The sequence below is a fragment of the Streptomyces sp. SCSIO ZS0520 genome, assembly GCF_025643355.1.
Lineage (GTDB): Bacteria > Actinomycetota > Actinomycetes > Streptomycetales > Streptomycetaceae > Streptomyces > Streptomyces physcomitrii.
Map to the genome: position 1 here is coordinate 6,679,198 of NZ_CP092644.1, position 20,333 is coordinate 6,699,530.

21 protein-coding genes, 1 pseudogene and 1 riboswitch are annotated in these 20,333 nt (G+C 74.1%); of the genes and pseudogenes, 11 read left to right on the plus strand and 11 right to left on the minus strand.

The features are described from left to right. Positions 1 to 50 precede the first annotated feature (50 nt). From MID12_RS27040 to MID12_RS27060, 5 genes are all read right to left on the minus strand, one after another. Positions 51 to 1,595 (minus strand): cobyric acid synthase, encoded by a 1,545-nt coding sequence (locus MID12_RS27040; protein ID WP_263171384.1) that lies wholly within the window; start codon positions 1,593 to 1,595, stop codon positions 51 to 53. Then, positions 1,592 to 2,536, minus strand: a complete 945-nt coding sequence (locus tag MID12_RS27045; RefSeq protein ID WP_263171387.1) for a cobalamin biosynthesis protein — start codon at positions 2,534 to 2,536, stop codon at positions 1,592 to 1,594. Before MID12_RS27045 ends, MID12_RS27040 begins: the two co-directional genes overlap by 4 nt. Positions 2,537 to 2,679: 143 nt before the next feature. Further along, a riboswitch (cobalamin riboswitch) is annotated at positions 2,680 to 2,811 on the minus strand. 216 nt (positions 2,812 to 3,027) lie between these two features. After that, positions 3,028 to 3,249 carry a hypothetical protein gene (locus MID12_RS27050; protein ID WP_263171389.1) on the minus strand — a complete coding sequence of 74 codons (222 nt, stop codon included), beginning with the start codon at positions 3,247 to 3,249 and terminating at the stop codon, positions 3,028 to 3,030. A 9-nt stretch (positions 3,250 to 3,258) separates the two neighbouring features. After that, the gene (locus tag MID12_RS27055; RefSeq protein ID WP_040254699.1) at positions 3,259 to 4,506 is read right to left on the minus strand and encodes an inorganic phosphate transporter; all 1,248 of its coding nucleotides are present in this window, start codon (positions 4,504 to 4,506) and stop codon (positions 3,259 to 3,261) included. Positions 4,507 to 4,734: 228 nt separating this feature from the next. Beyond that, complete coding sequence (locus MID12_RS27060; protein ID WP_263171392.1) at positions 4,735 to 5,475, minus strand: lysozyme; 741 nt, start codon at positions 5,473 to 5,475, stop codon at positions 4,735 to 4,737. Between the two features lie 473 nt (positions 5,476 to 5,948). On the opposite strand from MID12_RS27060, the pseudogene MID12_RS27065 reads away from it, so the two are divergent. The 3 genes and pseudogenes from MID12_RS27065 to MID12_RS27075 form a co-directional block, all read left to right on the plus strand. Further along, positions 5,949 to 6,599 (plus strand): annotated as a pseudogene (locus MID12_RS27065) (class II aldolase/adducin family protein); the annotation flags it as partial. A 92-nt stretch (positions 6,600 to 6,691) separates the two neighbouring features. Then, positions 6,692 to 7,819 (plus strand): alpha/beta hydrolase, encoded by a 1,128-nt coding sequence (locus MID12_RS27070; RefSeq protein ID WP_263171395.1) that lies wholly within the window; start codon positions 6,692 to 6,694, stop codon positions 7,817 to 7,819. A 300-nt stretch (positions 7,820 to 8,119) separates the two neighbouring features. Then, positions 8,120 to 9,514, plus strand: a complete 1,395-nt coding sequence (locus MID12_RS27075; protein WP_263171397.1) for a hypothetical protein — start codon at positions 8,120 to 8,122, stop codon at positions 9,512 to 9,514. A gap of 34 nt (positions 9,515 to 9,548) precedes the next feature. Here MID12_RS27075 and MID12_RS27080 read toward each other — a convergent pair whose 3' ends face one another. Continuing rightward, complete coding sequence (locus MID12_RS27080) at positions 9,549 to 9,962, minus strand: VOC family protein (RefSeq protein WP_040254706.1); 414 nt, start codon at positions 9,960 to 9,962, stop codon at positions 9,549 to 9,551. Between the two features lie 321 nt (positions 9,963 to 10,283). On the opposite strand from MID12_RS27080, the gene MID12_RS27085 reads away from it, so the two are divergent. From MID12_RS27085 to MID12_RS27095, 3 genes are all read left to right on the plus strand, one after another. After that, positions 10,284 to 11,882, plus strand: coding sequence for an ABC-F family ATP-binding cassette domain-containing protein (locus MID12_RS27085; protein WP_040258388.1), 1,599 nt, complete (start codon positions 10,284 to 10,286; stop codon positions 11,880 to 11,882). 387 nt (positions 11,883 to 12,269) lie between these two features. Beyond that, positions 12,270 to 12,491: a helix-turn-helix domain-containing protein gene (locus MID12_RS27090; protein WP_040254708.1), complete on the plus strand. Its 222-nt coding sequence runs from the start codon at positions 12,270 to 12,272 to the stop codon at positions 12,489 to 12,491. Between the two features lie 129 nt (positions 12,492 to 12,620). Next, on the plus strand, positions 12,621 to 13,415 hold the full coding sequence (locus MID12_RS27095; protein ID WP_040254709.1) for an enoyl-CoA hydratase/isomerase family protein: 795 nt from the start codon (positions 12,621 to 12,623) through the stop codon (positions 13,413 to 13,415). Between the two features lie 174 nt (positions 13,416 to 13,589). Here the strand turns inward: MID12_RS27095 and MID12_RS27100 are convergent, their stop codons facing one another. Further along, positions 13,590 to 14,444: a nucleopolyhedrovirus P10 family protein gene (locus MID12_RS27100; RefSeq protein ID WP_263171404.1), complete on the minus strand. Its 855-nt coding sequence runs from the start codon at positions 14,442 to 14,444 to the stop codon at positions 13,590 to 13,592. Positions 14,445 to 14,537: 93 nt separating this feature from the next. Between MID12_RS27100 and MID12_RS27105 the strand changes: the two genes are divergently transcribed. The 5 genes from MID12_RS27105 (at position 14,538) to amaP (ending at position 16,959) form a co-directional block, all read left to right on the plus strand. Beyond that, positions 14,538 to 15,023 (plus strand): Asp23/Gls24 family envelope stress response protein, encoded by a 486-nt coding sequence (locus tag MID12_RS27105; protein ID WP_040254711.1) that lies wholly within the window; start codon positions 14,538 to 14,540, stop codon positions 15,021 to 15,023. Between the two features lie 91 nt (positions 15,024 to 15,114). Next, complete coding sequence (locus tag MID12_RS27110) at positions 15,115 to 15,300, plus strand: hypothetical protein (protein WP_040254714.1); 186 nt, start codon at positions 15,115 to 15,117, stop codon at positions 15,298 to 15,300. Positions 15,301 to 15,303: 3 nt separating this feature from the next. Then, on the plus strand, positions 15,304 to 15,645 hold the full coding sequence (locus MID12_RS27115) for a hypothetical protein (protein ID WP_263171407.1): 342 nt from the start codon (positions 15,304 to 15,306) through the stop codon (positions 15,643 to 15,645). Beyond that, entirely contained in the window at positions 15,642 to 16,331 is a 690-nt protein-coding gene (locus MID12_RS27120) for a DUF6286 domain-containing protein (RefSeq protein WP_263171410.1), read from the plus strand. The genes MID12_RS27115 and MID12_RS27120 overlap by 4 nt, the downstream gene beginning before the upstream one ends. Before the next feature lie 49 nt (positions 16,332 to 16,380). Beyond that, a complete protein-coding gene (gene amaP, locus MID12_RS27125) occupies positions 16,381 to 16,959 on the plus strand; it encodes an alkaline shock response membrane anchor protein AmaP (RefSeq protein ID WP_040258389.1) in 579 nt (192 codons plus the stop codon). A gap of 84 nt (positions 16,960 to 17,043) precedes the next feature. Here amaP and MID12_RS27130 read toward each other — a convergent pair whose 3' ends face one another. The 4 genes from MID12_RS27130 to MID12_RS27145 all read right to left on the minus strand — a co-directional run bounded on the left by MID12_RS27130 (position 17,044) and on the right by MID12_RS27145 (position 20,106). After that, positions 17,044 to 17,799: an SDR family oxidoreductase gene (locus MID12_RS27130; protein ID WP_168537298.1), complete on the minus strand. Its 756-nt coding sequence runs from the start codon at positions 17,797 to 17,799 to the stop codon at positions 17,044 to 17,046. A 59-nt stretch (positions 17,800 to 17,858) separates the two neighbouring features. Further along, on the minus strand, positions 17,859 to 18,650 hold the full coding sequence (locus tag MID12_RS27135) for an SURF1 family protein (protein ID WP_040254722.1): 792 nt from the start codon (positions 18,648 to 18,650) through the stop codon (positions 17,859 to 17,861). A 67-nt stretch (positions 18,651 to 18,717) separates the two neighbouring features. Then, positions 18,718 to 18,951, minus strand: a complete 234-nt coding sequence (locus tag MID12_RS27140) for a hypothetical protein (RefSeq protein WP_078845261.1) — start codon at positions 18,949 to 18,951, stop codon at positions 18,718 to 18,720. A gap of 117 nt (positions 18,952 to 19,068) precedes the next feature. Then, on the minus strand, positions 19,069 to 20,106 hold the full coding sequence (locus MID12_RS27145) for a DEDDh family exonuclease (RefSeq protein WP_411577012.1): 1,038 nt from the start codon (positions 20,104 to 20,106) through the stop codon (positions 19,069 to 19,071). Positions 20,107 to 20,333 lie beyond the last annotated feature (227 nt).

Below are 20,333 nucleotides of genomic sequence, written 5' to 3' on the forward strand. Positions count from 1 at the left end.
TTCGTGTGCGGGGTGTACGGGATGTGCGCGGGCTGGGCCGGGTACGGGGGTCACGGCGCCCCCGGCGGGACGAAGGGCAGGTCCGCGGGCGGCCCCGACTCGATGAGCCGCCACAGGGCATCGGTGTCCGCGTGCTCCTCGATCAGGTCGCCCAGGTGGTCGAGCTGCTGCTCGCGCAGCGCGGCGAAGGAGGTGCCGGGCGCGGGCACGAAGCGGCGGCCCGCGACCGCCGCGACCTCGCGCAGGAAGGCCCGCCGGAAGCCGTCCGACTCCAGCGAGCCGTGCCAGTGCGTGCCCCAGACCGAGCCCGAGCGGCAGCCGTCCAGGAAGGCCTCGCCGCCGGTGACCTCGGCGAGGCCGTGGTGGATCTCGTACCCCTCGACCCGCTCGCCGAAGGCCTCGCCGTGCGGCCTGCCGAGGGTCTTCTCGCGGGCGAAGCGCACCCGCAGCGGCAGCAGCCCGAGCCCCTCGACGGTGCCCGCGCGGGACTCCACCTCGTCCTCGATGCGCTCCCCGAGCAGCTGGAAGCCGCCGCAGATGCCGAGCACCGGGCGGCCCTCGGCGGCCCGGCGTGCCAGGGCCCCGGCGAGCCCGCGCTCGCGCAGCCAGCCGAGGGCCCGCACGGTGCCGCGGGTGCCGGGCACGATCACCAGGTCCGCGTCGGCGAGTTCCGCGGCGCGGTCCACGAAGCGCACCACCACGCCCGGTTCGGCGGCCAGCGCGTCCACATCGGTGAAGTTCGACATCAGCGGTACGGCGCAGACCGCGACCCGCAGCACCTGAGGCCCGGCGGGCTCGCTGACCGCCGACTCGCGCACCGCCCCGCGCAGCGAGACGGCCAGGCCGTCCTCCTCGTCGATGCCGAGGCCGTGCCGGAAGGGCAGCACGCCGTAGGTGCGGCGGCCGGTGAGCGACCGGAGCATGTCCAGGCCCGGTTCGAGCAGGGAGACATCGCCGCGGAACTTGTTCACCAGGTATCCGGCGAGCAGCGCCTGGTCCTCGGGGGCGAGCAGCGCCGTCGTACCGAAGAAGGAGGCGAAGACCCCGCCGCGGTCGATGTCGCCGACCACCAGGACCGGCAGCCGCGCCGCCCGGGCGATGCCCATGTTGACCAGGTCGGTACGGCGCAGATTGATCTCGGCGGGGCTGCCCGCGCCCTCGCAGATCACCGCGTCGTGGCTGCTCCGCAGCTCCTCCAGGCACTCCACGACGGTGGCGAGCAGGGCCTCGCGGCCGCCGCCGTGCAGGCCCGTGCCGAGGCGCGCGTCCCCGGTGCCGAAGAAGCCGCGGGCGCTCAGCTCGCCCACCGGGCGCCCCTTCAGGACGACTTGGCTGGTGCGGTCGCCGCCCGGCTTCAGCAGGACCGGGTTCATCAGGGCGCTCGGCTCGACACGGCAGGCCTGGGCCTGCATCGCCTGGGCCCGGCCGATCTCCGCGCCCTCCCGGGTGACGAAGGAGTTGAGGGACATGTTCTGGCCCTTGAAGGGCGCCACCTTCACGCCCTGCCGCACCAGCCACCGGCAGATGCCCGCCGTGACCACGCTCTTGCCCGCGTCCGAGGTGGTCCCCGCGACGAGCAGCCCCCCGCCGTTCACCGGGCACCCGCCCGGGTCCGCACGAGGCTCGCCGCCGCGCACACCACCAGGCTGAGCGCGGTGATCCGGCGCGAGAGCCGCACCGCCCGCCGGATGTCGGTCACCTCGACCTCCCGGCCGCCGCCGCCCAGCACGGGGCGGTGCTCGACCCGGCCCCCGTAGGAGAGGGTGCCGCCGAGCCGTACGCCGAGCGCGCCCGCGAACGAGGCTTCCACCGGGCCCGCGTTGGGGCTCGGGTGCGCGCCCGCGTCCGCGCGCCAGGCCCGGGCGGCGCCCCGCGGGTCCCCGCCCGCCAGGACGGCGAGGGCGGCGGTGAGCCGGGCGCCGGGCGCGCCCGTGAGGTCGTCGAGGCGGGCGGCGGCCCAGCCGAAGCGGCGGTGGCGGGGCGACTTGTGGCCGACCATCGCGTCCAGGGTGTTGACCGCGCGGAAGCCGAGCAGCCCCGGCACCCCGGCGAGGGCGCCCCAGACCAGGGCGCCGACCACCGCGTCGGAGGTGTTCTCGGCCACCGACTCGACGACCGCGCGCGCCATGCCCGCCGCGTCGAGGGACTCCGGGTCCCGGCCGCACAGATGCGGCAGCCGGGCGCGGGCGGCCCCGGTGTCCCCGGCGGCGAGCGCCTCGCCGATCGCGGTGGCCTCCCGGGCCAGCGAGGTGCCGCCGACCACCGCCCAGGTGGCCGCCGCGGTCAGCGCGGTGGCGGCGGCGGGGGAGCGGCGCACCAGTCGGGCGGCCAGCGCGCCGGCGCCCACGACGCTTCCGGCGCAGAGGGCGGTGTGCAGTGCGCCCCAGCCCCGGTGGTCGCGCCACAGGAGGTGTTCCAGCGCCGCCGCCCCGCGTCCGAACACGGCGACCGGATGCCCGCGGCGGGGATCGCCGAACAGGAGGTCACCGAGGAGACCGGTGGCGGCGCCGCAGGCGAAGACCCGTTCGGCACCCATCGCTCAGGCCGCCGGCTCGCCTCGGCGGGGTGCGGTGGCGCGCGGGGCGCGTTCGGCAGGGGAATCCAGAGGCGGGCGGCCCGGCATCGCTATGTGTCCTCACTCAGGGTCCGCGCCCCGGTTCGACGTGATGACGACGGCGAGAGTCTCCTGGCTTCCGGATCGGCGGCTCCCCGCGGGCCGGGACCACCCTGGGTGGGCCGTGGCTCGTACTGGGGGAGCGCTTTCTCCGGTGACAGTGGCGGGACCGCGCCGGACTCGCACCGGCTTCCTCTCTGCCGCCGTACTTCGGCTCGGGGCAGTCCACCACGCACCGCCACCCCCGTCAACTGGCCGCTGACCTGGGCGGGAAGAGTGTGCCGATCCCCACAGCCGGGGCCCGGCGGGCCGCTTGGCGCCGGGCGCCGACGTACGGGCGCCCCGGTCCCTCGCGGACGAGGTTCCGGGGCGCGCGTCGTGCACGGGCCGCGCGGGGGCGGCCCGTTGGTGTTTCAGGCGACGATCAGCTGGATTCCGTATCCGACCACCGCGGCGCAGGCCACGAAGCAGAGGCAGGCGCCGGTGGTGGCCAGTGCCGTGCCTCCCTGCCGGCTCACGGCGGCCTCGCGGCGGGCGAGGCCGACGACGCCGAGGGTGAAGACGCCGACCATGGCGACGGTCACCACGAGGCTGACTCCGAAGACGGAACCGAGCGCTGCCCAGTCGATGTTCATGCCGGCTCCTCAGGCGGTCGCGCGGAGCGGCTGGGTGGGCGCCTGCTCCGCGGTGGCGGTGTCGGGGGTCGCGGCCGCCTCGGCGGCCTGGGTGGCGGTGGGCGGCGGGGTGACGGCCGCGATCGCGGTGGTCACCACCCCGGCGGGTTCGGCGCTGCCGATGTCGTTGACGTTGTGCTGGTCCACCGGCTGCCTGCGGGAGAGCAGCCAGATGGTTCCGGAGCCGCCGACGAGCAGCGCGCCGGTGAGGACGGTGCCCCAGTTGCCCTGTTCGGTGAGGAGTTGGGCGCCCGCGCCGACCAGGCCCGCGGCCGGGAGGGTGAGCCCCCAGGCGGCGAACATCCGGGTCGCGGTCGACCAGCGGACCACCCCGCCCTTGCGGCCGAGCCCCGCGCCCATCACCGAGCCCGAGCAGGCCTGGGTGGTGGAGAGCGAGAAGCCGAGGTGCGAGGAGGCGAGGATCACGGTCGCCGCGCTGGTCTGGGCGGCGAAGCCCTGCGGCGGCGCGAGATCGGTCAGGCCCTTGCCCATGGTGCGGATGATGCGCCAGCCGCCGAGGTAGGTGCCGAGCGCGATGGCCAGACCGGCCGAAGTGATCACCCAGACCGGCGGGTTGGAGCCGGGGGAGAGCACGCCGCCGGTGACGAGGGCGAGGGTGATGATGCCCATCGTCTTCTGCGCGTCGTTGGTGCCGTGCGCGAGGGAGACCAGACCGGCGGAGGCGATCTGCCCGGCGCGGTACCCCTTCGCGGTGGCCTTCTCGTCGGTGCCCCTGCCGAGCCGGTAGGTGAGCCGGGTGGCGAAGGCCGCCGCGATCCCGGCGACCAGGGGTGCGGCGAGGGCGGGGAGCAGGACCTTGGTGACGACCGTGGAGCCGTTGACCGAGGACCAGCCCGCCGACATCACCGCGGCGCCGATCAGGCCGCCGAAGAGCGCGTGGGAGGAACTCGACGGCAGGCCCAGCAGCCAGGTCAGCAGATTCCAGAGGATGGCGCCCACCAGCGCCGCGAAGATCACTTCGGTGCGAATGCCGTCCTCGTCGATGATTCCACCGGAGATCGTCTTGGCGACCTCCACGGAGAGGAAGGCGCCTACGAGATTCAGCACGGCGGACATCGCCACCGCTGTCTTGGGCTTCAGTGCGCCCGTCGAGATGGTCGTGGCCATCGCGTTGGCTGTGTCGTGGAAACCATTGGTGAAGTCGAACACGAGGGCGGTGATGATCACGACCCCGAGCAGGAGGGTGAAGTGTTCCATTAACCCAGGCTTCGAGTGGACGTCATTGGCTCGATGAACGTAAGCAGCCTGAGTGAACACCAGATGAACTGACCAGGGCCCTGAGGTGACCGCATCGAGGGTTCCGCGTGCGCGCCGCCCGCGGCCGGGGCGGCGCACCGCCGCCGCCCGCGGGAGGCGGACGGCGGCGGAGGCGGACGGCGGGCCGGTCGGTGCCGGTCCGCGGCCCGCGAAGGTGTCTGCCGCCTGCTACCGGGAGGCGAACCTCTGCAGCTGCGACATCGCGCCGTTGAAGACGTTCTGGTCCCCGGGCAGCGAGCCCTTCGTGGCGTGCTGCCAGAAGGTCTGGAAGGACCAGCCCGCGGGCATCGGGCCGGGCGTGGAGGCCCAGTTGGCCAGCCAGAGCGGGTGCTCCTTGGCGAAGGCGCTGCTCCTGCCGGTGCAGGTGTTCCACCACTTGGCGCTGGTGTAGATGACCGGGCGGCGCTTGGTGACCCGCTTGATCTCGTCGCTGAAGGACTTGATCCAGCTGACCATCGAACCGGTGCTCAGCCCGTAGCAGTTGGCGCCGTACGGATTGTGTTCGATGTCCAGCGCGGGCGGCAGCGTCTTGCCGTCCGCGCTCCAGCCTCCGCCGTGCTGGAGGAAGTACTGCGCCTGCGTCTTGCCGGAGGACTTGTTCGGCAGGGCGAAGTGGTAGGCGCCGCGCAGGATCCCCGCCTTGTACGAGCCGTTGTACTGGCTCGCGAAGTAGGGGTTCCGGTAGTTCGTGGCCTCCGTCGCCTTGATGTAGACGAACCGGGCGCCGTTCTTCTTGGCCTGGGGCCAGTTGATCTTTCCCTGGTGCGAGGACACGTCGTGGCCTCGTGGTTTCGCCGCCGCCACGGCTTCGGAGGACGTGGCGAGCGTGCTGCCGGTGATGGCGAGGGAGGCCACGGCCACCGAGAGGAGGCGGGCGCGGCGGCGAGTGGGTTGCAGGACGTGAGCCATGTTGCCCCCGGGTCGCGATGTGCAGGACAAATCATCGGCGAGATTAGCCACGGTTTGTCTAGATTCTGTGGAGTAACACGCTTATCTGATCAATATTCATAAATGGGGCGTACGGGGCAGGGTGAGGCTCCGTCACAGCAGTACGCCCAGGTCGGCCGGTCCCCGCCCGGCCGGAGCCCGGCGGCCGCCCGCCTGGCAGGATCACCGGCATGGACGAGGACGCACCCCCGGCAAGAGCCGGAGACGAGCGCGCGACGGGACCGTACGCGGAGACCCGTAAGGCTTCGGACGCGGAAGCCCGGACAGCATCGGATGCGGAGGCCCGGGCGGCATCGGACCCGGAGCCCCGGGCGGCTTCGGGCGCAGAGGCTCAGGCGGCACCGGACACGCATGCCCCGGCGGTTCCGGCCGGGGGAGCCCCGGCGGCATCGGCCGCGCGACTCCCGGCGGCCGGGCGCCCCGCGCTCGACGCGGCCTGGGCCGCGCTGGTGGCGACCGCGCGCAGGACCGTGGCCGAGGGGCTGGTCGTCGGCACCTCCGGCAATGTCTCGGTCCGGCTCGGCGACACCGTCCTCGTCACCCCGACCGGCGTGCCCTACGACCGGCTGACCCCGGCGGACCTCCTCGCCGTCGACCTCCGGGGGCGCACCGTCCACGGCCGCCTCAAGCCGACCAGCGAACTCCCCCTGCACCTCGCCGTGTACGCCGCGACCGACGCCGCCGCGATCGTCCACACCCACGCCGTCCACGCGACGGCCGTCTCCACCCTGGTGGACCGGCTCCCGCCCATCCACTACATGGCCGCCGCCCTCGGCGGTCCGCCCCGGGTGGCCGACTACGCCCTCTACGGCAGCCCCGAACTCGCCGAGGCCGCCCTGCGCGCCCTGCGCGGCCGCACCGGGTGCCTGCTCCGCAATCACGGCGCCCTCACCTACGGCGAGAGCCTCGACCAGGCCTACGACCGCACCGCCCAGCTGGAGTGGATGTGCCGCCTCTGGCTCACCGCCAGCACCGTCCCCGGCCGCGCCCCCACCCTCCTGACCGAGGCCCAACTCGACGAGGCGGGGGAGCGACTCGGAGGGTACGGGCAGGGAGCGGCCGAGGGGAGCGGGGAGCCGGGCTGAGCGGCCCCCCGGCGGCCGGTCCCGCCTCCCCGCCACGCCCCGCGGAACCGCCTCCGCTGGCCGACCCCGCGTCCCGCACCCACACTGGAGCGGTGCGCACTGTCACAGCGACGGCGGCGACCGTCTCCGCGGTACTCGGCGTGGGCGCGGCAGCACTGGCTGTCGGCCGACTCGCCAGCGAGCCCGCCCTGCGGGCCGAGCCCGGCAGGCCGCTGCCCACCGAACCCCGGCTGACCGTCCACGCGGCGGGAGCCGGACGGATCATGCTCACCCGCTCCCTGGCCTCGCTGCGCCCCGGCGTCTTCGGCCTCACCGGCGACGGCTGCCACGCGGTCACCGGCCCGGTCCTGGAGGCGGACCCCGCTTCGCCCGCCGACACCGTGGTGCGGCGGCTGGACGCCGTCACGCACGGCAGCCTCCGGTCCGGCACCCGGGTCCGGTTCACGCCGCAGGTCTACCTCGGCGATCCGCTCAGTGCCCTCGGCCTCGACTACGCCGATGTGGACGTGCCCGGCGAACTCGGCGACCTCCCGGCCTGGTTCGTGCCCGCCCCCCGGACCACCTGGGTGATCGCGGTGCACGGGCTCGGCACCACCCGGGAGCACCCGATGGTCCTGATGGACCAGCTCCAGCACTTCGGCCTGCCGGTGCTCGCCCTCTCCTACCGCGGCGACCTCGGCGCCCCGCGCAATCCGGACGGCGTGAGCAGGCTCGGCGAGCGCGAGTGGCGCGATGTGGACGCGGCCATCCGCTACGCCGTCCGCTACGGCGCCGAGCGGGTCATCCTCCTCGGCTGGTCCACCGGCGCCGCGATGGCCCTGCACGCGGCCACCCACTCCCCGCTGCGCGAGCGCGTGGTGGGCCTGGTGCTCGACTCCCCGGTGCTCAGCTGGCAGGCCGCGCTGCGCGGACTCGCTGCCGCGCGCCGCACCCCGGCCCCGATCCTGCCGCTCGCGGTGCGCGCCGCCCAGGGCCGCGCCGGGCTGCGCGGCGACGGGCTCGCCGCCGGTGCCGCGGCCGCCCTCGCCACCCCCACCCTGCTCTTCCACAGCCCCGAGGACCGGCTCGCCCCGTACGCCCTCTCCCTGGAGCTCGCCGAGCGGCGGCAGGACCTGGTCAGCCTGCACACGGTCCCGCGCGCCTCGCACGGGGCGCTGTGGAACGCGGCCCCCGCCGAGTACGAGGAGGCCCTGCGGCGCTTCCTCACTCCGCTCGTCTGAGGTCCCTCCCCTCCGGCCGGGGCGGCCTCGCCGCTTCCCCGCGGCCTTCTCGCGTCACTCGTCTCCGGGTCTCCTTTCCGTCCAGGCCTCCTCTGAGATTCCTCCAGTGCCGCCCCGACGATCTTGCCGGGCTGTCCCGCACGGCGGACAGGCGGCGGGCAGGGGGCGGAAACCGGCCAGTAGTGGCACTTCCGTTTCGCCCTGTCCGGGGCGGGCCTCACCCCGTTCAGCCGGGGGCCCCGGGAGCGGCGTACGTCATTCCGTTTGGGTTTTCGGACCGTCAACCGGAAGACTGCACCTGTGACGTCCCGTACCCCGCGCGACTCCAGACTCCGACTCGTCCGCTCCCGTCCCCTCGCTGCCGCGTCACGCCCGGCGGCCCAGCGGCCCTCGAAGCGCCCCGCGCCGCGGCCGCCCGAGGGCACCCCGGCGCAGGGCGAGCTGGCCGGGCTGGCGCGCCGCTCCCTCGCCGGTGCGGCCCGGCTCGCCCGCTGGGCCGGGACCCGGGTGCGCTCCGGCAGCCAGACCCCGGCCGACGCGGGCGGCGCCCTCACCGAGGACGCCGTCGAACTCGCCGCGCGCACCCTCGGCCTGACCCCCGCTCAGGTACGGGCCGACTGGGACACCGCGCGGCTGGCCGGTCTGGTCGAGGCGCAGGACGGCACCGCCCGCCCCGGCTGGCGGCTGCGGGCCTGGGACCGCGACGACAGCGCCGTGCTGCGCGGCTGGGTGGCCCTCTTCGACGCCTGGTCGCTGGTGCGCCAGGGCCCGGAGGGCATCGGCGGGGCCGCCGTCGGCGAGGTCGTCGGTGCCATGCCGCAGGTGCTCTCCCTCCTCCAGCTCTCCGCGGGGCCGGTCCCCGTGGAGCAGCTCCTCGACCTCCTCGACCAGCGGGTCAGCGAACTGCGCAGCGGCCGCTGCGAGATCCCCTACGGGCCGCAGCCGGAGCCGCTGCCCGAGGGCGCCGAACAGGCCCAGCTCGCCCCGCTGCTCGACTGGGCCCTCGACGCGCTCACCGCGGTGGGCGCGCTCACCTGTGCCGACGGGCAGGCCGCCCTCACCCCGCTCGGCAACTGGGCGGTGTGGGTCAAGCTGGAGCAGATCTGCGTCGCCGCGCAGAGCCCGGCGGGCAATATCGAGCAGTCCGCCGAGGACATGCTCCGCGGCTGCGCCCCGCTGCGGCCGAACGCGGCCCGCGCGGAGTACCGCGCCTGGCTCGCCGCCCGTCCCGTCGGCAGCGCCGTCCACGAACTCCTCGCCGCCGCCCGCGGGGAGGACGCCCTGCTCCGCGGGCTCGCCTTCGACGCCCTGCGGGTGGTCGGCGCCCCCGCCGAGGGCGAGGTGCGCGCCGTGCTCGGTGAGATCTCGCTGCGGCCCTACGCCCTGCTGTGGCTCGCCGAACTCGCCGGTGCCGACCCGGAGGAGGCCCAGCTCGCGCTGACCCGCACCGAGGCCACCTGGCTCTGGGTGGACACGGCGGCCGCCGTGGCCGATCACGGTGAGGCCCAACTCCTCGTCCGCCACCTGGAGTCGGCGCTCGAACCCTCCATCCCGGCCTTCCTGAAGGCGGTCCAGGCGGTGGGCCACCCGCGCACCGTGCAGGTGCTCGTCGCCCTGGCCGCCGCGCACCCCGACCCCGCGCTGGCCAAGGCCGTGCGCCGGGCCGCCTTCCAGGTGCACACCGGCGGCGCCTGAGCACGCCTTCGGCGTGTGCGGACCGCCCCGGGCGCTACCGGGGCAGCTCGGGCGCGTACGTACCGAAGCTCCACACATTGCCCTCCAGGTCGCGGGCCATGTAGTCCCGGCTGCCGTAGTCCTGGTCGGTCGGCGGCATGAGGATCTCCGCGCCCCGCGCGGCCGCCCGTGCGTGGTGGGCGTCCACCTCGTCCACGACGATGTAGACCCCCGCGGGTCCCGCGTTCCTCATCGCGGTGTCGAAGGCGCCGCCGCGGCCCTTGGAGCCCAGCATCACCGCGCCGTTGCCCTGGGCCAGCTCGGCGTGGAGCACGGTGCCGTCCTCGTCCTCGTACACACTCAGCTCGGTGAAGCCGAAGGCCTCCTTGAGCTGGGCGATGGCCGCCTTGGCGTCCGCGTAGAGCAGGGTGGGGTAGATGCTCGCGGTCCCCGCCGGAGGGTTTGCCATGGTCTGTCTCCTCGTGCGCCTCGTGCGTCATACGGTCCTGATGTGACCGGTTCCACAGTCTGGCACCCGGCACTGACAACGGCCCGGACCCCGCGGGCCGCCACCCGCCGCCCGGCCTCGGGCGCGGGACCGCGCCCGGCGGCCGGGAGCCGCGCCGGAGGGCGTATCGGCCCGGTCCGGGCGCCTGTTGGGCCGCCGGGCCCGGGAAAAAGCGCTTGCCGCCGCCGTTAGGATTGGCCCATGGCCATTCTCCTTGTGCATTAGACGGCGTCCGACGCCCCCGTCCGCCCGCCGTCCTTCCACCCTGCCCGGAGTATGACCGTGATCACCGCCTCTGGCGTCGAGCTGCGAGCCGGCGCCCGCATCCTCATCGAGTCCGCCACCTTCCGCGTCGCCAAGGGCGACCGCATCGGCCTCGTCGGCCGCAACGGCGCGGGCAAGACCACCCTCACCAAGGTCCTCGCCGGTGAGGCCATCCCCGCCGCCGGCACCGTCGCCCGCTCCGGAGAGGTCGGCTACCTCCCGCAGGACCCGCGCACCGGCGACCTCGACGTCTTCGCGCGCGACCGCATCCTCTCCGCGCGCGGGCTCGACACCCTGCTGCGCAAGATGCGCGAGAACGAGCAGCGCATCGCGAGCGGCAGCGGCGCCACCCGCGAGAAGGCGCTGCGCCAGTACGAGCGCCAGGAGACCGAGTTCCTCACCAAGGGCGGCTACGCGGCCGAGGCCGAGGCGGCCACCATCGCCGCGGCGCTCAACCTGCCCGACCGCGTGCTCGGCCAGCCCCTGCACACCCTCTCCGGCGGCCAGCGCCGCCGCGTCGAACTCGCGCGGATCCTCTTCTCGGACGCCGACACCCTGCTCCTCGACGAGCCGACCAACCACCTCGACGCCGACTCCATCGTCTGGCTGCGCGACTACCTGAAAACCTACCGCGGCGGCTTCATCGTGATCTCCCACGATGTCGACCTGGTCGAGACGGTCGTCAACAAGGTCTTCTACCTGGACGCCAACCGCTCCGCGATCGACGTCTACAACATGGGCTGGCGGCTGTACCAGCAGCAGCGCGAGGCCGACGAGAAGCGCCGCAGGCGCGAGCGGCAGAACGCCGAGAAGAAGGCCGCCGCCCTCAACTCGCAGGCCGACAAGATGCGGGCGAAGGCGACCAAGACCGTCGCCGCGCAGAACATGGCCCGCCGCGCCGAGAAGCTCCTCGCGGGCCTGGAGGACGAGCGCCGCAGCGACAAGGTCGCCAAGCTCCGCTTCCCCGAGCCCGCGCCCTGCGGGAAGACCCCGCTCACCGCCGAGGGCCTGTCCAAGTCGTACGGCTCCCTGGAGATCTTCACCGACGTGGGCCTCGCCATCGACAAGGGCTCCCGGGTCGTCATCCTCGGCCTCAACGGCGCCGGCAAGACCACCCTGCTCCGCCTGCTCGGCGGCGTCGAGAAGCCGGACACCGGCCAGGTCCTGGAGGGCCACGGGCTCAAGCTCGGCTACTACGCCCAGGAGCACGAGACCCTCGACCCGGAGCGTTCGGTCCTGGAGAACATGCGCTCGGCCTCGCCCGACCTGGACCTGGTCGAGGTGCGCAAGGTGCTCGGCTCCTTCCTCTTCTCCGGCGACGACGTCGACAAGCCCGCGGGCGTGCTCTCCGGCGGCGAGAAGACCCGGCTCGCGCTCGCCACCCTGGTGGTCTCCTCCGCCAACGTCCTCCTCCTCGACGAGCCCACCAACAACCTCGACCCGGCGAGCCGCGCGGAGATCCTCGGCGCCCTGCGCACCTACAAGGGCGCCGTCGTCCTGGTCACCCACGACGAGGGCGCCGTCCAGGCGCTCCAGCCGGAGCGGATCATCCTGCTCCCGGACGGCGTCGAAGACCTCTGGGGCGCGGACTACGCGGACCTCGTCGCGCTGGCCTGAGGGACGGCGGCGGGCGGCGGCGGCCCCCTTCCGGGGGTCGCCTTTGCTTGATCGAATAGCTGATCCCCGGCTTATGGATCATTCGGCCGACAAGTGATCCCTCATCTGTGTGAGGCCCGCCGACCCTGCGGTGTGTCGTACACGGAATTTCTCCGGCGCCGCCGCGCTCCGCGAAATTCCGCGGCCGTACCGCCCTGACCTGGCAATTCACTCGACAAACCGGCAACTCTGTTTCTTTATCCCGGCCGACGTCCGGAATTCTGCGGACGTCCCCGAGGCCTCCCGGGTTCCATGTTTGTCGGAGAGACCTTGCCGAATGGGTGGCCAGGAAGCCCGGGAGGGGTGATCATGAGAACCCCAGAGCGCACTTCCCATGAGGAGGACCGGGTGGCCGAGACTCTCAAGAAGGGCAGCCGGGTTACCGGCGCCGCGCGCGACAAGCTCGCGGCAGACCTGAAGAAGAAGTACGACTCCGGTGCGAGCATCCGAGCGCTGGCCGAGGAGACCGGCCGCTCGTATGGCTTTGTGCACCGGATGCTGAGTGAATCCGGTGTCGTTCTGCGCGGTCGTGGCGGAGCGACGCGGGGCAAGAAGGCCTCGGCCGGCTGATTCCGGGCGGCACGACTGCCTTCGGCGGTGGTCACCCGGTCGGTCCTGCGGGCCGCCGGGTGGTTACTGTGCAGTCACTTACGGGTTTCCGCGGGAGCCCGTGCCGACTGCACCCACCGGAGGCGCCCCATGACTTCGCTCGCACCTGTACTGGACAAGGACGGCGTGCGGCTCACCGTCGAGAACGACCTCGCGACGGTGACCCTCGCCAATCCCGACAAGCGCAATGCCCAGAGCCCCGCGTTCTGGCGCGCCCTCGTCGAGACCGGCCGCGCGCTGCCCGGCAGTGTGCGCGTGGTGGTGCTGCGCGCCGAGGGCAAGTCCTTCTCCGCCGGGCTGGACCGGCAGGCCTTCACCCCCGAGGGCTTCGAGGGCGAGCCCTCCTTCATCGACCTCGGGCGCGGTCCCGAGGCGGAACTCGACGCGACGATCGCCGAGTACCAGGAGGCCTTCACCTGGTGGCGGCGGACCGACCTGGTGACCGTCGCCGCCGTGCAGGGGCATGCCATCGGCGCCGGTTTCCAGCTCGCGCTCTCCTGCGATCTGCGCGTCGTCGCCGAGGACGTGCAGTTCGCCATGCGGGAGACCAGCCTCGGCCTGGTGCCCGACCTGACCGGCACCCAGCCGCTCGTCTCCCTCGTCGGCTACGCCCGCGCCCTGGAGATCTGCGCCACCGGCCGCTACGTCCACGCCGAGGAGGCGGAGCGCACCGGTCTCGCCAACCTGGTCGTCCCCCGCGAGGAGCTGGACGCCGCCGCCAAGGACCTCGCCGCCGCCCTGCTCCAGGCCCCCCGCAACGCGGTCATCGAGACCAAGGCCCTGCTCCAGAAGGCCGCCACCGCCCAGGACCTGGACACCCAGCGGACCGCCGAGCGCGCCGCCCAGGGCCGCCGACTCCGGGACCTGGTCGGGCTGGGCGAGTGACGCCACCGGGGCCCGGCCGGCGTCCCGGGCCCCGACTCTGACGGGCGGCTCTCTTTCCGGTTCACCGGCCGCCCATCAGGGCCTTCCGCTTCCGGTTCATCGACTGCCCATCAGGGCCGACCGCAGCGCGGGCGCATCCCGGGTGCCCGGGTCGTCGCCCGTGGTCGGTGCCGGTCACTTCCCGGCCGGTTCCCCGTCGACCGCCGTGACCACCACGGCGACCGAGGGCTCGTCCGGCAGGGCCGCGCCGACGGCCCGCCGGACCGCCAGGGCCACCTCCAGGGCCTGGTGTCCGCGGGCCACCGCCAGCTCCACCCGGGCATGGCGCCGGGGCAGCGCCGCCGTACCGCCGTCCACCGTCTCCAGATGGACCGGTCGGCCGAGCCCGCCCAGCACGCCCGTCAGCCGCGCCACCCCGGGCACCCGCGTGGCCGCCTGCCGGACGCGCTCCTCCTCCGCGCTCGCGCCCCCGGGACCGGCGGCATCAAGGGAGTCCCGGCTTCCGGGGGAGTCCTCGGCTCCTCGAACGGCCGTGCTCTCGGCTCCTCGAACGGCCGCGTTCTCGGCTCCTTGAGCGGCCGCGTCCTCTTGAGCGGCCGCGTCCTCGGAGCGGGGCGCGGCCGCCTCGGCGTCGACGTCGAGCAGCCCGGTGGCGCGCAGATCGATCCGGGCGAGGTCGAGTCCCAGCCGCTCACCGGCCGCCGCCTCCAGTACGGCACGCAGCTGGGCCCCGCTCGCGGGCAGCGGCTGGGTCCCGGCCGCCGCGAACTCCGCGGTGAGGCGGAGCGGTCCCGGCCGCAGGGCGCTCGCGGGCGGCGGCACCGCGGGCTCCCGGGTGGCCGCTCCCTCCAATGGCCCCACCCGCAGCGCGCCGACCCGTACGCCCGCCAGGTGGGCGGCGGCCCGCAGCAACTCCCCGCGGGCCGCCGACTCCGCCAGCCAGGCGCCGCCGTGCACGCCGCCGAGCGGCAGCAGCCTGCCGAGGCCCAGCTGCTCTCGTACCCTGCGCGTCCACTGGTCCGCTGTCATTGCCCCAGACTGCCTCATCCATGGCGCGAAACCCGGCAAAGGCTCCTAATCTGTGCGAGGAAGCAGATCTCCTTCCGAAAAGGATGTAGAGCGATGCCTGAGACCACCGACTGGAAGAAGAACGAGCCCGGGCAGGGTGCCTCGGCCGAGGAGACGGGCCGCCGCCCCGGCGGCAGGCGCGGCGGCGGCTCCGGCGAGCGGGGCAAGACCACCATCGCCGACGGCGTGGTCGAGAAGATCGCCGGTCTCGCCGCACGCGATGTGGCCGGGGTCCACGCGATGGGCGGCGGCATGTCGCGCGCCTTCGGCGCCATGCGCGACCGGGTGCCGGGCAGCTCCAAGTCCGTCTCACGGGGCGTCAAGGCGGAGGTCGGCGAGTCGCAGACCGCCCTGGACCTGGAGATCGTGGTCGATTACGGGGTGTCGATCGCCGATGTCGCCCGCGATGTGCGGGAGAACGTCATCAACGCCGTGGAGCGGATGACCGGACTCGAGGTCGTCGAGGTCAACATCGCCGTCAGCGACGTGAAGCTGCCGGACGAGGAGGACGACGAGGAGAGCGAGTCCCGGGTTCAGTAGCTTCCGGACAGCCTCTCGGACGTAGCGCCGAAGGGGGCCCCGGGCCCGGTGGCGGGCCCACAGCGCAGTGACTCGACGAGGAGCGCAGCAGATGAGCAACGCCGTGATCGGCATGATCGCGGGAATGGCCCTGGCCTTCGCCGGATACTTCGGCGGCTTCGGTGCCTTCCTGCTGGTGGCGGCGCTGGGCGCCATCGGTTTCGTGGTGGGCAAGTACCTCGACGGCGACGTGGAGCCCGGCTACTTCTTCCGCGACCGCGGCGACCGGCGGCGGTGACGGGTGCCCGGTGAGGTCGTCGCACCCGCGGAGCGCGGGGCGACCAGCATCGCCGACCGGGTCGTGGCGAAGATCGCGGCGCAGGCGGCACGGGAGGCCGTGGGCGGCCCCCGCCCCGGCGCGGCACCCCATGCCACGGTCTCGGTGAGGCGCGGAGCCGCCCGGGTGCGGATCTCCCTGGAACTCGGCTACCCCTCCGACATCGGCGGGCAGTGCGGCGCGGTACGGCGCCGGGTGGTCAGCCGGGTCGGCTCGCTGGCCGGTCTGGAGGTCCCCGAGGTCGCCGTACAGGTGGAGCGGCTGCATCCGGCCGACCAGCCGGGCGCGGGACGGAGAGTACGGTGACCGGACCCGAGAACACCGGACCCGAGGGCACCGGACAGGCGGCCACCCGGCGGATGCCCGTCCTCGACGAGCCGAACGGCCCGCCCGAGGGAACCGGCGAGCCGCCCGCGGGAGCCACCGCGCCGTCGCCCGGACCGCAGGGCCGGGCCCGCCGATTCTGGTCCCGGCGCCGCCTGCCCGCCGCCCTGCTCTCGCTGCTGCTCCTGCTCGGACTCGCCCTGCTGCTCTACGACGTCGTGGCGGTACGCGCCGGACGCAAGGCCATGCAGTGGCGCAAGACGCTCGCCCGGGAACTCGCCGAACGCCCGCTGGACGACACCTGGGTGCTGACCGGCGCCGGGATCGCCGCCGTACTCGGCCTGTGGCTGCTGCTGCTCGCCCTGACCCCGGGGCGCCGCGGACTGCTGTCGATGACCCGCTACCGGCCCGGGGTGCGCGGCGCCCTGCACCGGGACACCGCGGCCCTGGTGCTGCGGGACCGGGCGATGGAGGTCGCCGGGGTGCAGTCCGCGCGGGTGCGGGTGAAGCGGCGCAAGGCGAAGGTGCACGCCGTCTCGCACTTCCGCGAACTCGACGAGGTACGCGCCGATCTGCACACCGCCCTCGCCGGGGGCATCGGACAGCTCGGCCTCGGACATCCGCCCGCGCTCGCGGTGCGGGTCTCACGCCCCGGCAGGAAGGGATGAAGCCCGTGCGGTGGACGGCTGCGGCCCCTGGAGCGAAGGGCGGGCGGCGATGACCGGCACCCTCAACCGCGTTCTGCTCGCACTGAGCGGTCTCGTGCTGCTCGTCCTCGGCGGCTCGGTGTTCGCCATCGGGCTCGGCGCCAAGCCGCCCTCCTGGTGGATCCACGACGGCAAGAAGGACGTCCTGCTGAGCACGGCCGACCGGCAGCGCTGGCACGACGAGGGCTGGTGGTGGTGGGTGGTGATCGCGGTGCTCGCCGTCTGCCTGCTGCTCGCGCTCGGCTGGCTGGCCTCCGCGCTGCGCCGCCGGCGGCTGTCCGAACTGCTCGTCGACAGCCACGACGACGAGAGCGCCCGACTGCGCGGCCGCGCCCTGGAACAGGCCATGGAGGCGGAGGTCGGAGCGTACGAGGGCGTGGGCCGCGCGAAGGTCTCGCTGACCGGGCGGCGCCAGTCCCCGAAGGCCCGGGTCCGGCTGCGGCTCGAACCGCACGCGGTACCGGCCGACCTCCTGGAGCGCTTCAGTACCGAGGCGCTCGCCCACGCCCGCCGCAGCGCGGGCCTCGGTGAACTCCCCGCCGAGGTCCGGCTGCGTACCGTGGGCCATCGGGCCGAACGCGTCAACTGACCATGCCGGCAAGGGAATCCGCCGGGCCCGCACCGTCTCTCCCGGCCGCCCGCCTGGGCTCCGGGGGGAACGCGGAGCCCGCGCTCAGATGGAGTGCAGCGCCCCGCCGTCCACCGGCAGCATCAGGCCGGTCAGATACGAGGCGGCGGGGGAGAGCAGGAAGGCGGCGCTGCGGCCGAACTCCTCGGGGGTGCCGTAGCGCCGCAGCGGGATCCGGGCCTCGTTGGCGGCGCGGGCCGCCTCCGGGTCGGGGGAGAGTCCGTCGAGTTGGCGTACCCGGTCGGTGTCGATACGGGCGGGCAGCAGGCCGACGACCCGGATGCCGCGCGGGCCCAGCTCCTGCGAGAGCGACTTGGCGAAGCCCGCGAGCCCCGGCCGCAGCCCGTTGGAGAGGGTCAGCCCGGGAATCGGCTCGTACACCGAACCGGAGAGCACGAAACCGATCACCCCGCCCTCCTCCAGCTCCTGCGCGGCGGCCCTGGCGAGCCGCACCGCGCCGAGGAAGACGGAGTCGAAGGCGGCCTGCCACTGCGCGTCGGTGTTGTCCGCGAGGAAGCCGGGCGGCGGTCCGCCGACGCTGATCAGTACGCCGTCGAAGCGCCCGAACTCCCCGCGGGCGGCGGCGATCAGGCGCGAGGCCGCCTCCGGGTCGGCGTTGTCCGCCGCCACGCCGAGCGCGCCCGCGCCGAGCCCGGCGGCGGCCTCGGCCACCGCCCGCTCCTCGCGTCCGCTGATGACGACCTTCGCGCCGTCGGCGAGCAGTTCACGCGCGGCGGCGTGACCGAGCCCGCGGGTGGCGCCGGTGACGAGGTAGACACGGTCCTTCAGCCCAAGATCCATGGGCCCCATCCTGCCCCGGCCGCCCGGCCGGGCAAAGGGCGGGTCGCCGCGCGCCGGGCTCAGGCGGGCGCGGGCGCCTTCTCCGCCTCGGGCGCGGCCTCCTGCGGGCCGCTCCGGTCGCGGCGCTCGCGGCGCACCAGGACGACCCAGCCGACCGGGACCGCGGCGGCGAACAGCCACCACTGGATCGCGTAGGCCATGTGCGGGCCGATGCTGCTGTGGTCCGGGGCGGGCAGCAGCTGGGGGGAGTCGCCGCGGGGCTCGGGGGCGGTCTGCTGGACGTAGCCGCCGAGCACCTCGCGGCCGAGGGACCGGGCCTCGGCGCGGCTGCTGATCAGCATGATCTGCCGGTCGGGCAGCCCCTTGACGTTCTTGATGCCGCTCGCCGCCGTCGACTCGTCCGGCATCAGCCGCCCGCTGACGGTGATCTCGCCGCGCGGCGGCGCCGGGATCTTCGGGAAGGCGGTCTGCGGCCCGTCCGCGGGAATCCAGCCCCGGTTGACCAGGAGCGCCCGGCCGTCCTTGAGGAGGAAGGGGGTCAGTACGTGGAAGCCGACCTCGTCGTCGCCGTTGGTGCGGCGGCGTACGACGACCTCGTGCGCGGTGTCGAAGGTGCCCTCGGCGGTGACCTGGCGGTAGAGGTCGCGGCGCGGGACCTCGCGGCCCGGGGAGGTCAGCTGCTCGGCCGGTACGGGCTTCGCGGCGAGGGTGCGCGAGATCAGCTCGTTCTGGGCGACCCGGTGCTCGTGCCGGTGGAGCTGCCAGTAGCCCAGCCTGACCATCACCGGAATGAGGAGCAGAGTCAGGAGGGTGAGGATCACCCACTGCCGGGACAACAGGAAGCGGTACACCCCACGACCGTACAACTCGGTCGCGGGGTGCGGTCGGGCAGGGGTGGCGCTGCGGCGCCGTCCGGGGTCAGACCTTGTCGACGATGCCCACCATCCCCTCGGCGCGGGCGCAGTGGGCCCCGCAGTACCAGTGGCCGTCGACATCGACACCCTGGCCGATGATGCGGCACCGGCAGTGCTCGCAGATGGGCGCCATGCGGTGGATGGCGCAGGAGAAGCAGTCGAAGACGTGCACCGCGCCCTGCGCGTGCACCTCGAAGGACATGCCGTAGTCGTTTCCGCAGACCTCACATCGTGCCATGCGCCACAGAGTGGGACGCGGGGCGGCGCGATGCGAGCACGCGGGCGCGGGCCGGGCCGATAATCACCCGTCTGACGGCCGGGCGAGGGCACGCCACGGGCCCGGCCGCCCGGCGCCTCAGGACCCGGCGGGCGCCACGTCCAGCAGCAGCTGCCCGAAGGCCGCCTCGTCGATCACCGGGGTGCCGTACTGCGCCGCCCGCAGCACCTTCGAGGTGGCCGAGTACGGGTCGTTGGTGACCAGCAGGCTGGTGAGCCGCGACAGGCTGGACGCCACGTGCAGCCCCGCCGCCACGGCCCGGTCCTCCAGGAGCTCGCGGTCCACGGAGGTGTCCCCGGAGAAGGCCACCCGCATGCCCTGCCGCAGCGGCCGTCCCGGCTCGTACCGGCCCGGGTTCGGATAGGGGCACGGCGGCCGCTTGCGCGAGGGCCGCCAACTGCCCGCCCCGTAGGACCGGCCGTACGAGGAAGAAGGGGAGGAAGGAGAGGAAGGAGCGGAGGGGGCGCCCGAGGACTGGCGGCCGATGCGGGGCGTGCTCGCGGAGACCGCGGCGGGCAGCTCGGTCAGCGGCCGGCATTCGAGCAGCGGCAGCCGGGCGCCCCGGCTCGCCGCGGCGTGCAGGCTGGGCCGGAAGGCCTCGGCGAGCACCCGGGCGTCGTCGAGGGCGTGGTGCGCGCGCTGCTGTACGACGCCGAAGTGCGCGGCCAGCGACTCCAGTCGGTGGTTCGGCAGCGGCAGGCCGAGCTCCTTGGACAGGGCGATGGTGCACAGGCGGCTGCGCACCGGCGGGGTCCGCTCGGCCCGCGCGTACTCGCGGGCGATCATCGACCAGTCGAAGACGGCGTTGTGCGCGACGAGCACCCGGTCCGCGAGCCGCTCGGAGAACTCCTGGGCGATCTCCTCGAACAGCGGGGCGCCGGAGAGCACCTCGCTCGTCAGCCCGTGGATCCATACCGGGCCCGGGTCGCGCTGCGGGTTCACCAGCGTGTACCAGTGGTCCTCGACCTCGCCGCGCGCGTCCACGCGGTAGACCGCGGCGGACACGATCCGGTCGTCCCGGGCGAGACCGGTCGTCTCGACGTCGACCACGGCATACCCCGAGGGGTACGACTCGGGCCAGGAACCGGCGAAGGCGGTGCGGTTGTCGTGGAGCATGGTCATCGAGGATAAGGGCCCGCTACGACAGCGCGTACCCCGGACCTTTCTGTCGCGGCCTCAGCAGGGGTCTGCGGGGGCCTACTTGAGGGGCGGACGGCGGGGCGGGTGCCCCGTGAGGTGCCAAGGCGGTCCGTTCAGGGGTGAGTTGACGGTGCGGCAGGTCTGGGGACGGGGCGGTCGGCAAGCGTCGCGGGCGTATCGGTGATCGGTGGCCGGTCTGTCGG

Excerpts from the sequence above, each read along its gene's own strand:
- amaP (WP_040258389.1), top strand. The coding sequence starts at position 16,381 with ATGACCGGCACCCTCAACCGCGTTCTGCTCGCACTGAGCGGTCTCGTG.
- MID12_RS27095 (WP_040254709.1), top strand. The coding sequence starts at position 12,621 with ATGACTTCGCTCGCACCTGTACTGGACAAGGACGGCGTGCGGCTCACC.
- MID12_RS27080 (WP_040254706.1), bottom strand. The coding sequence starts at position 9,962 with ATGGCAAACCCTCCGGCGGGGACCGCGAGCATCTACCCCACCCTGCTC.
- MID12_RS27045 (WP_263171387.1), bottom strand. The coding sequence starts at position 2,536 with ATGGGTGCCGAACGGGTCTTCGCCTGCGGCGCCGCCACCGGTCTCCTC.
- MID12_RS27105 (WP_040254711.1), top strand. The coding sequence starts at position 14,538 with ATGCCTGAGACCACCGACTGGAAGAAGAACGAGCCCGGGCAGGGTGCC.
- MID12_RS27050 (WP_263171389.1), bottom strand. The coding sequence starts at position 3,249 with ATGAACATCGACTGGGCAGCGCTCGGTTCCGTCTTCGGAGTCAGCCTC.
- MID12_RS27130 (WP_168537298.1), bottom strand. The coding sequence starts at position 17,799 with ATGGATCTTGGGCTGAAGGACCGTGTCTACCTCGTCACCGGCGCCACC.
- MID12_RS27100 (WP_263171404.1), bottom strand. The coding sequence starts at position 14,444 with ATGACAGCGGACCAGTGGACGCGCAGGGTACGAGAGCAGCTGGGCCTC.
- MID12_RS27145 (WP_411577012.1), bottom strand. The coding sequence starts at position 20,106 with ATGCTCCACGACAACCGCACCGCCTTCGCCGGTTCCTGGCCCGAGTCG.
- MID12_RS27055 (WP_040254699.1), bottom strand. The coding sequence starts at position 4,506 with ATGGAACACTTCACCCTCCTGCTCGGGGTCGTGATCATCACCGCCCTC.
- MID12_RS27110 (WP_040254714.1), top strand. The coding sequence starts at position 15,115 with ATGAGCAACGCCGTGATCGGCATGATCGCGGGAATGGCCCTGGCCTTC.
- MID12_RS27060 (WP_263171392.1), bottom strand. The coding sequence starts at position 5,475 with ATGGCTCACGTCCTGCAACCCACTCGCCGCCGCGCCCGCCTCCTCTCG.
- MID12_RS27140 (WP_078845261.1), bottom strand. The coding sequence starts at position 18,951 with ATGGCACGATGTGAGGTCTGCGGAAACGACTACGGCATGTCCTTCGAG.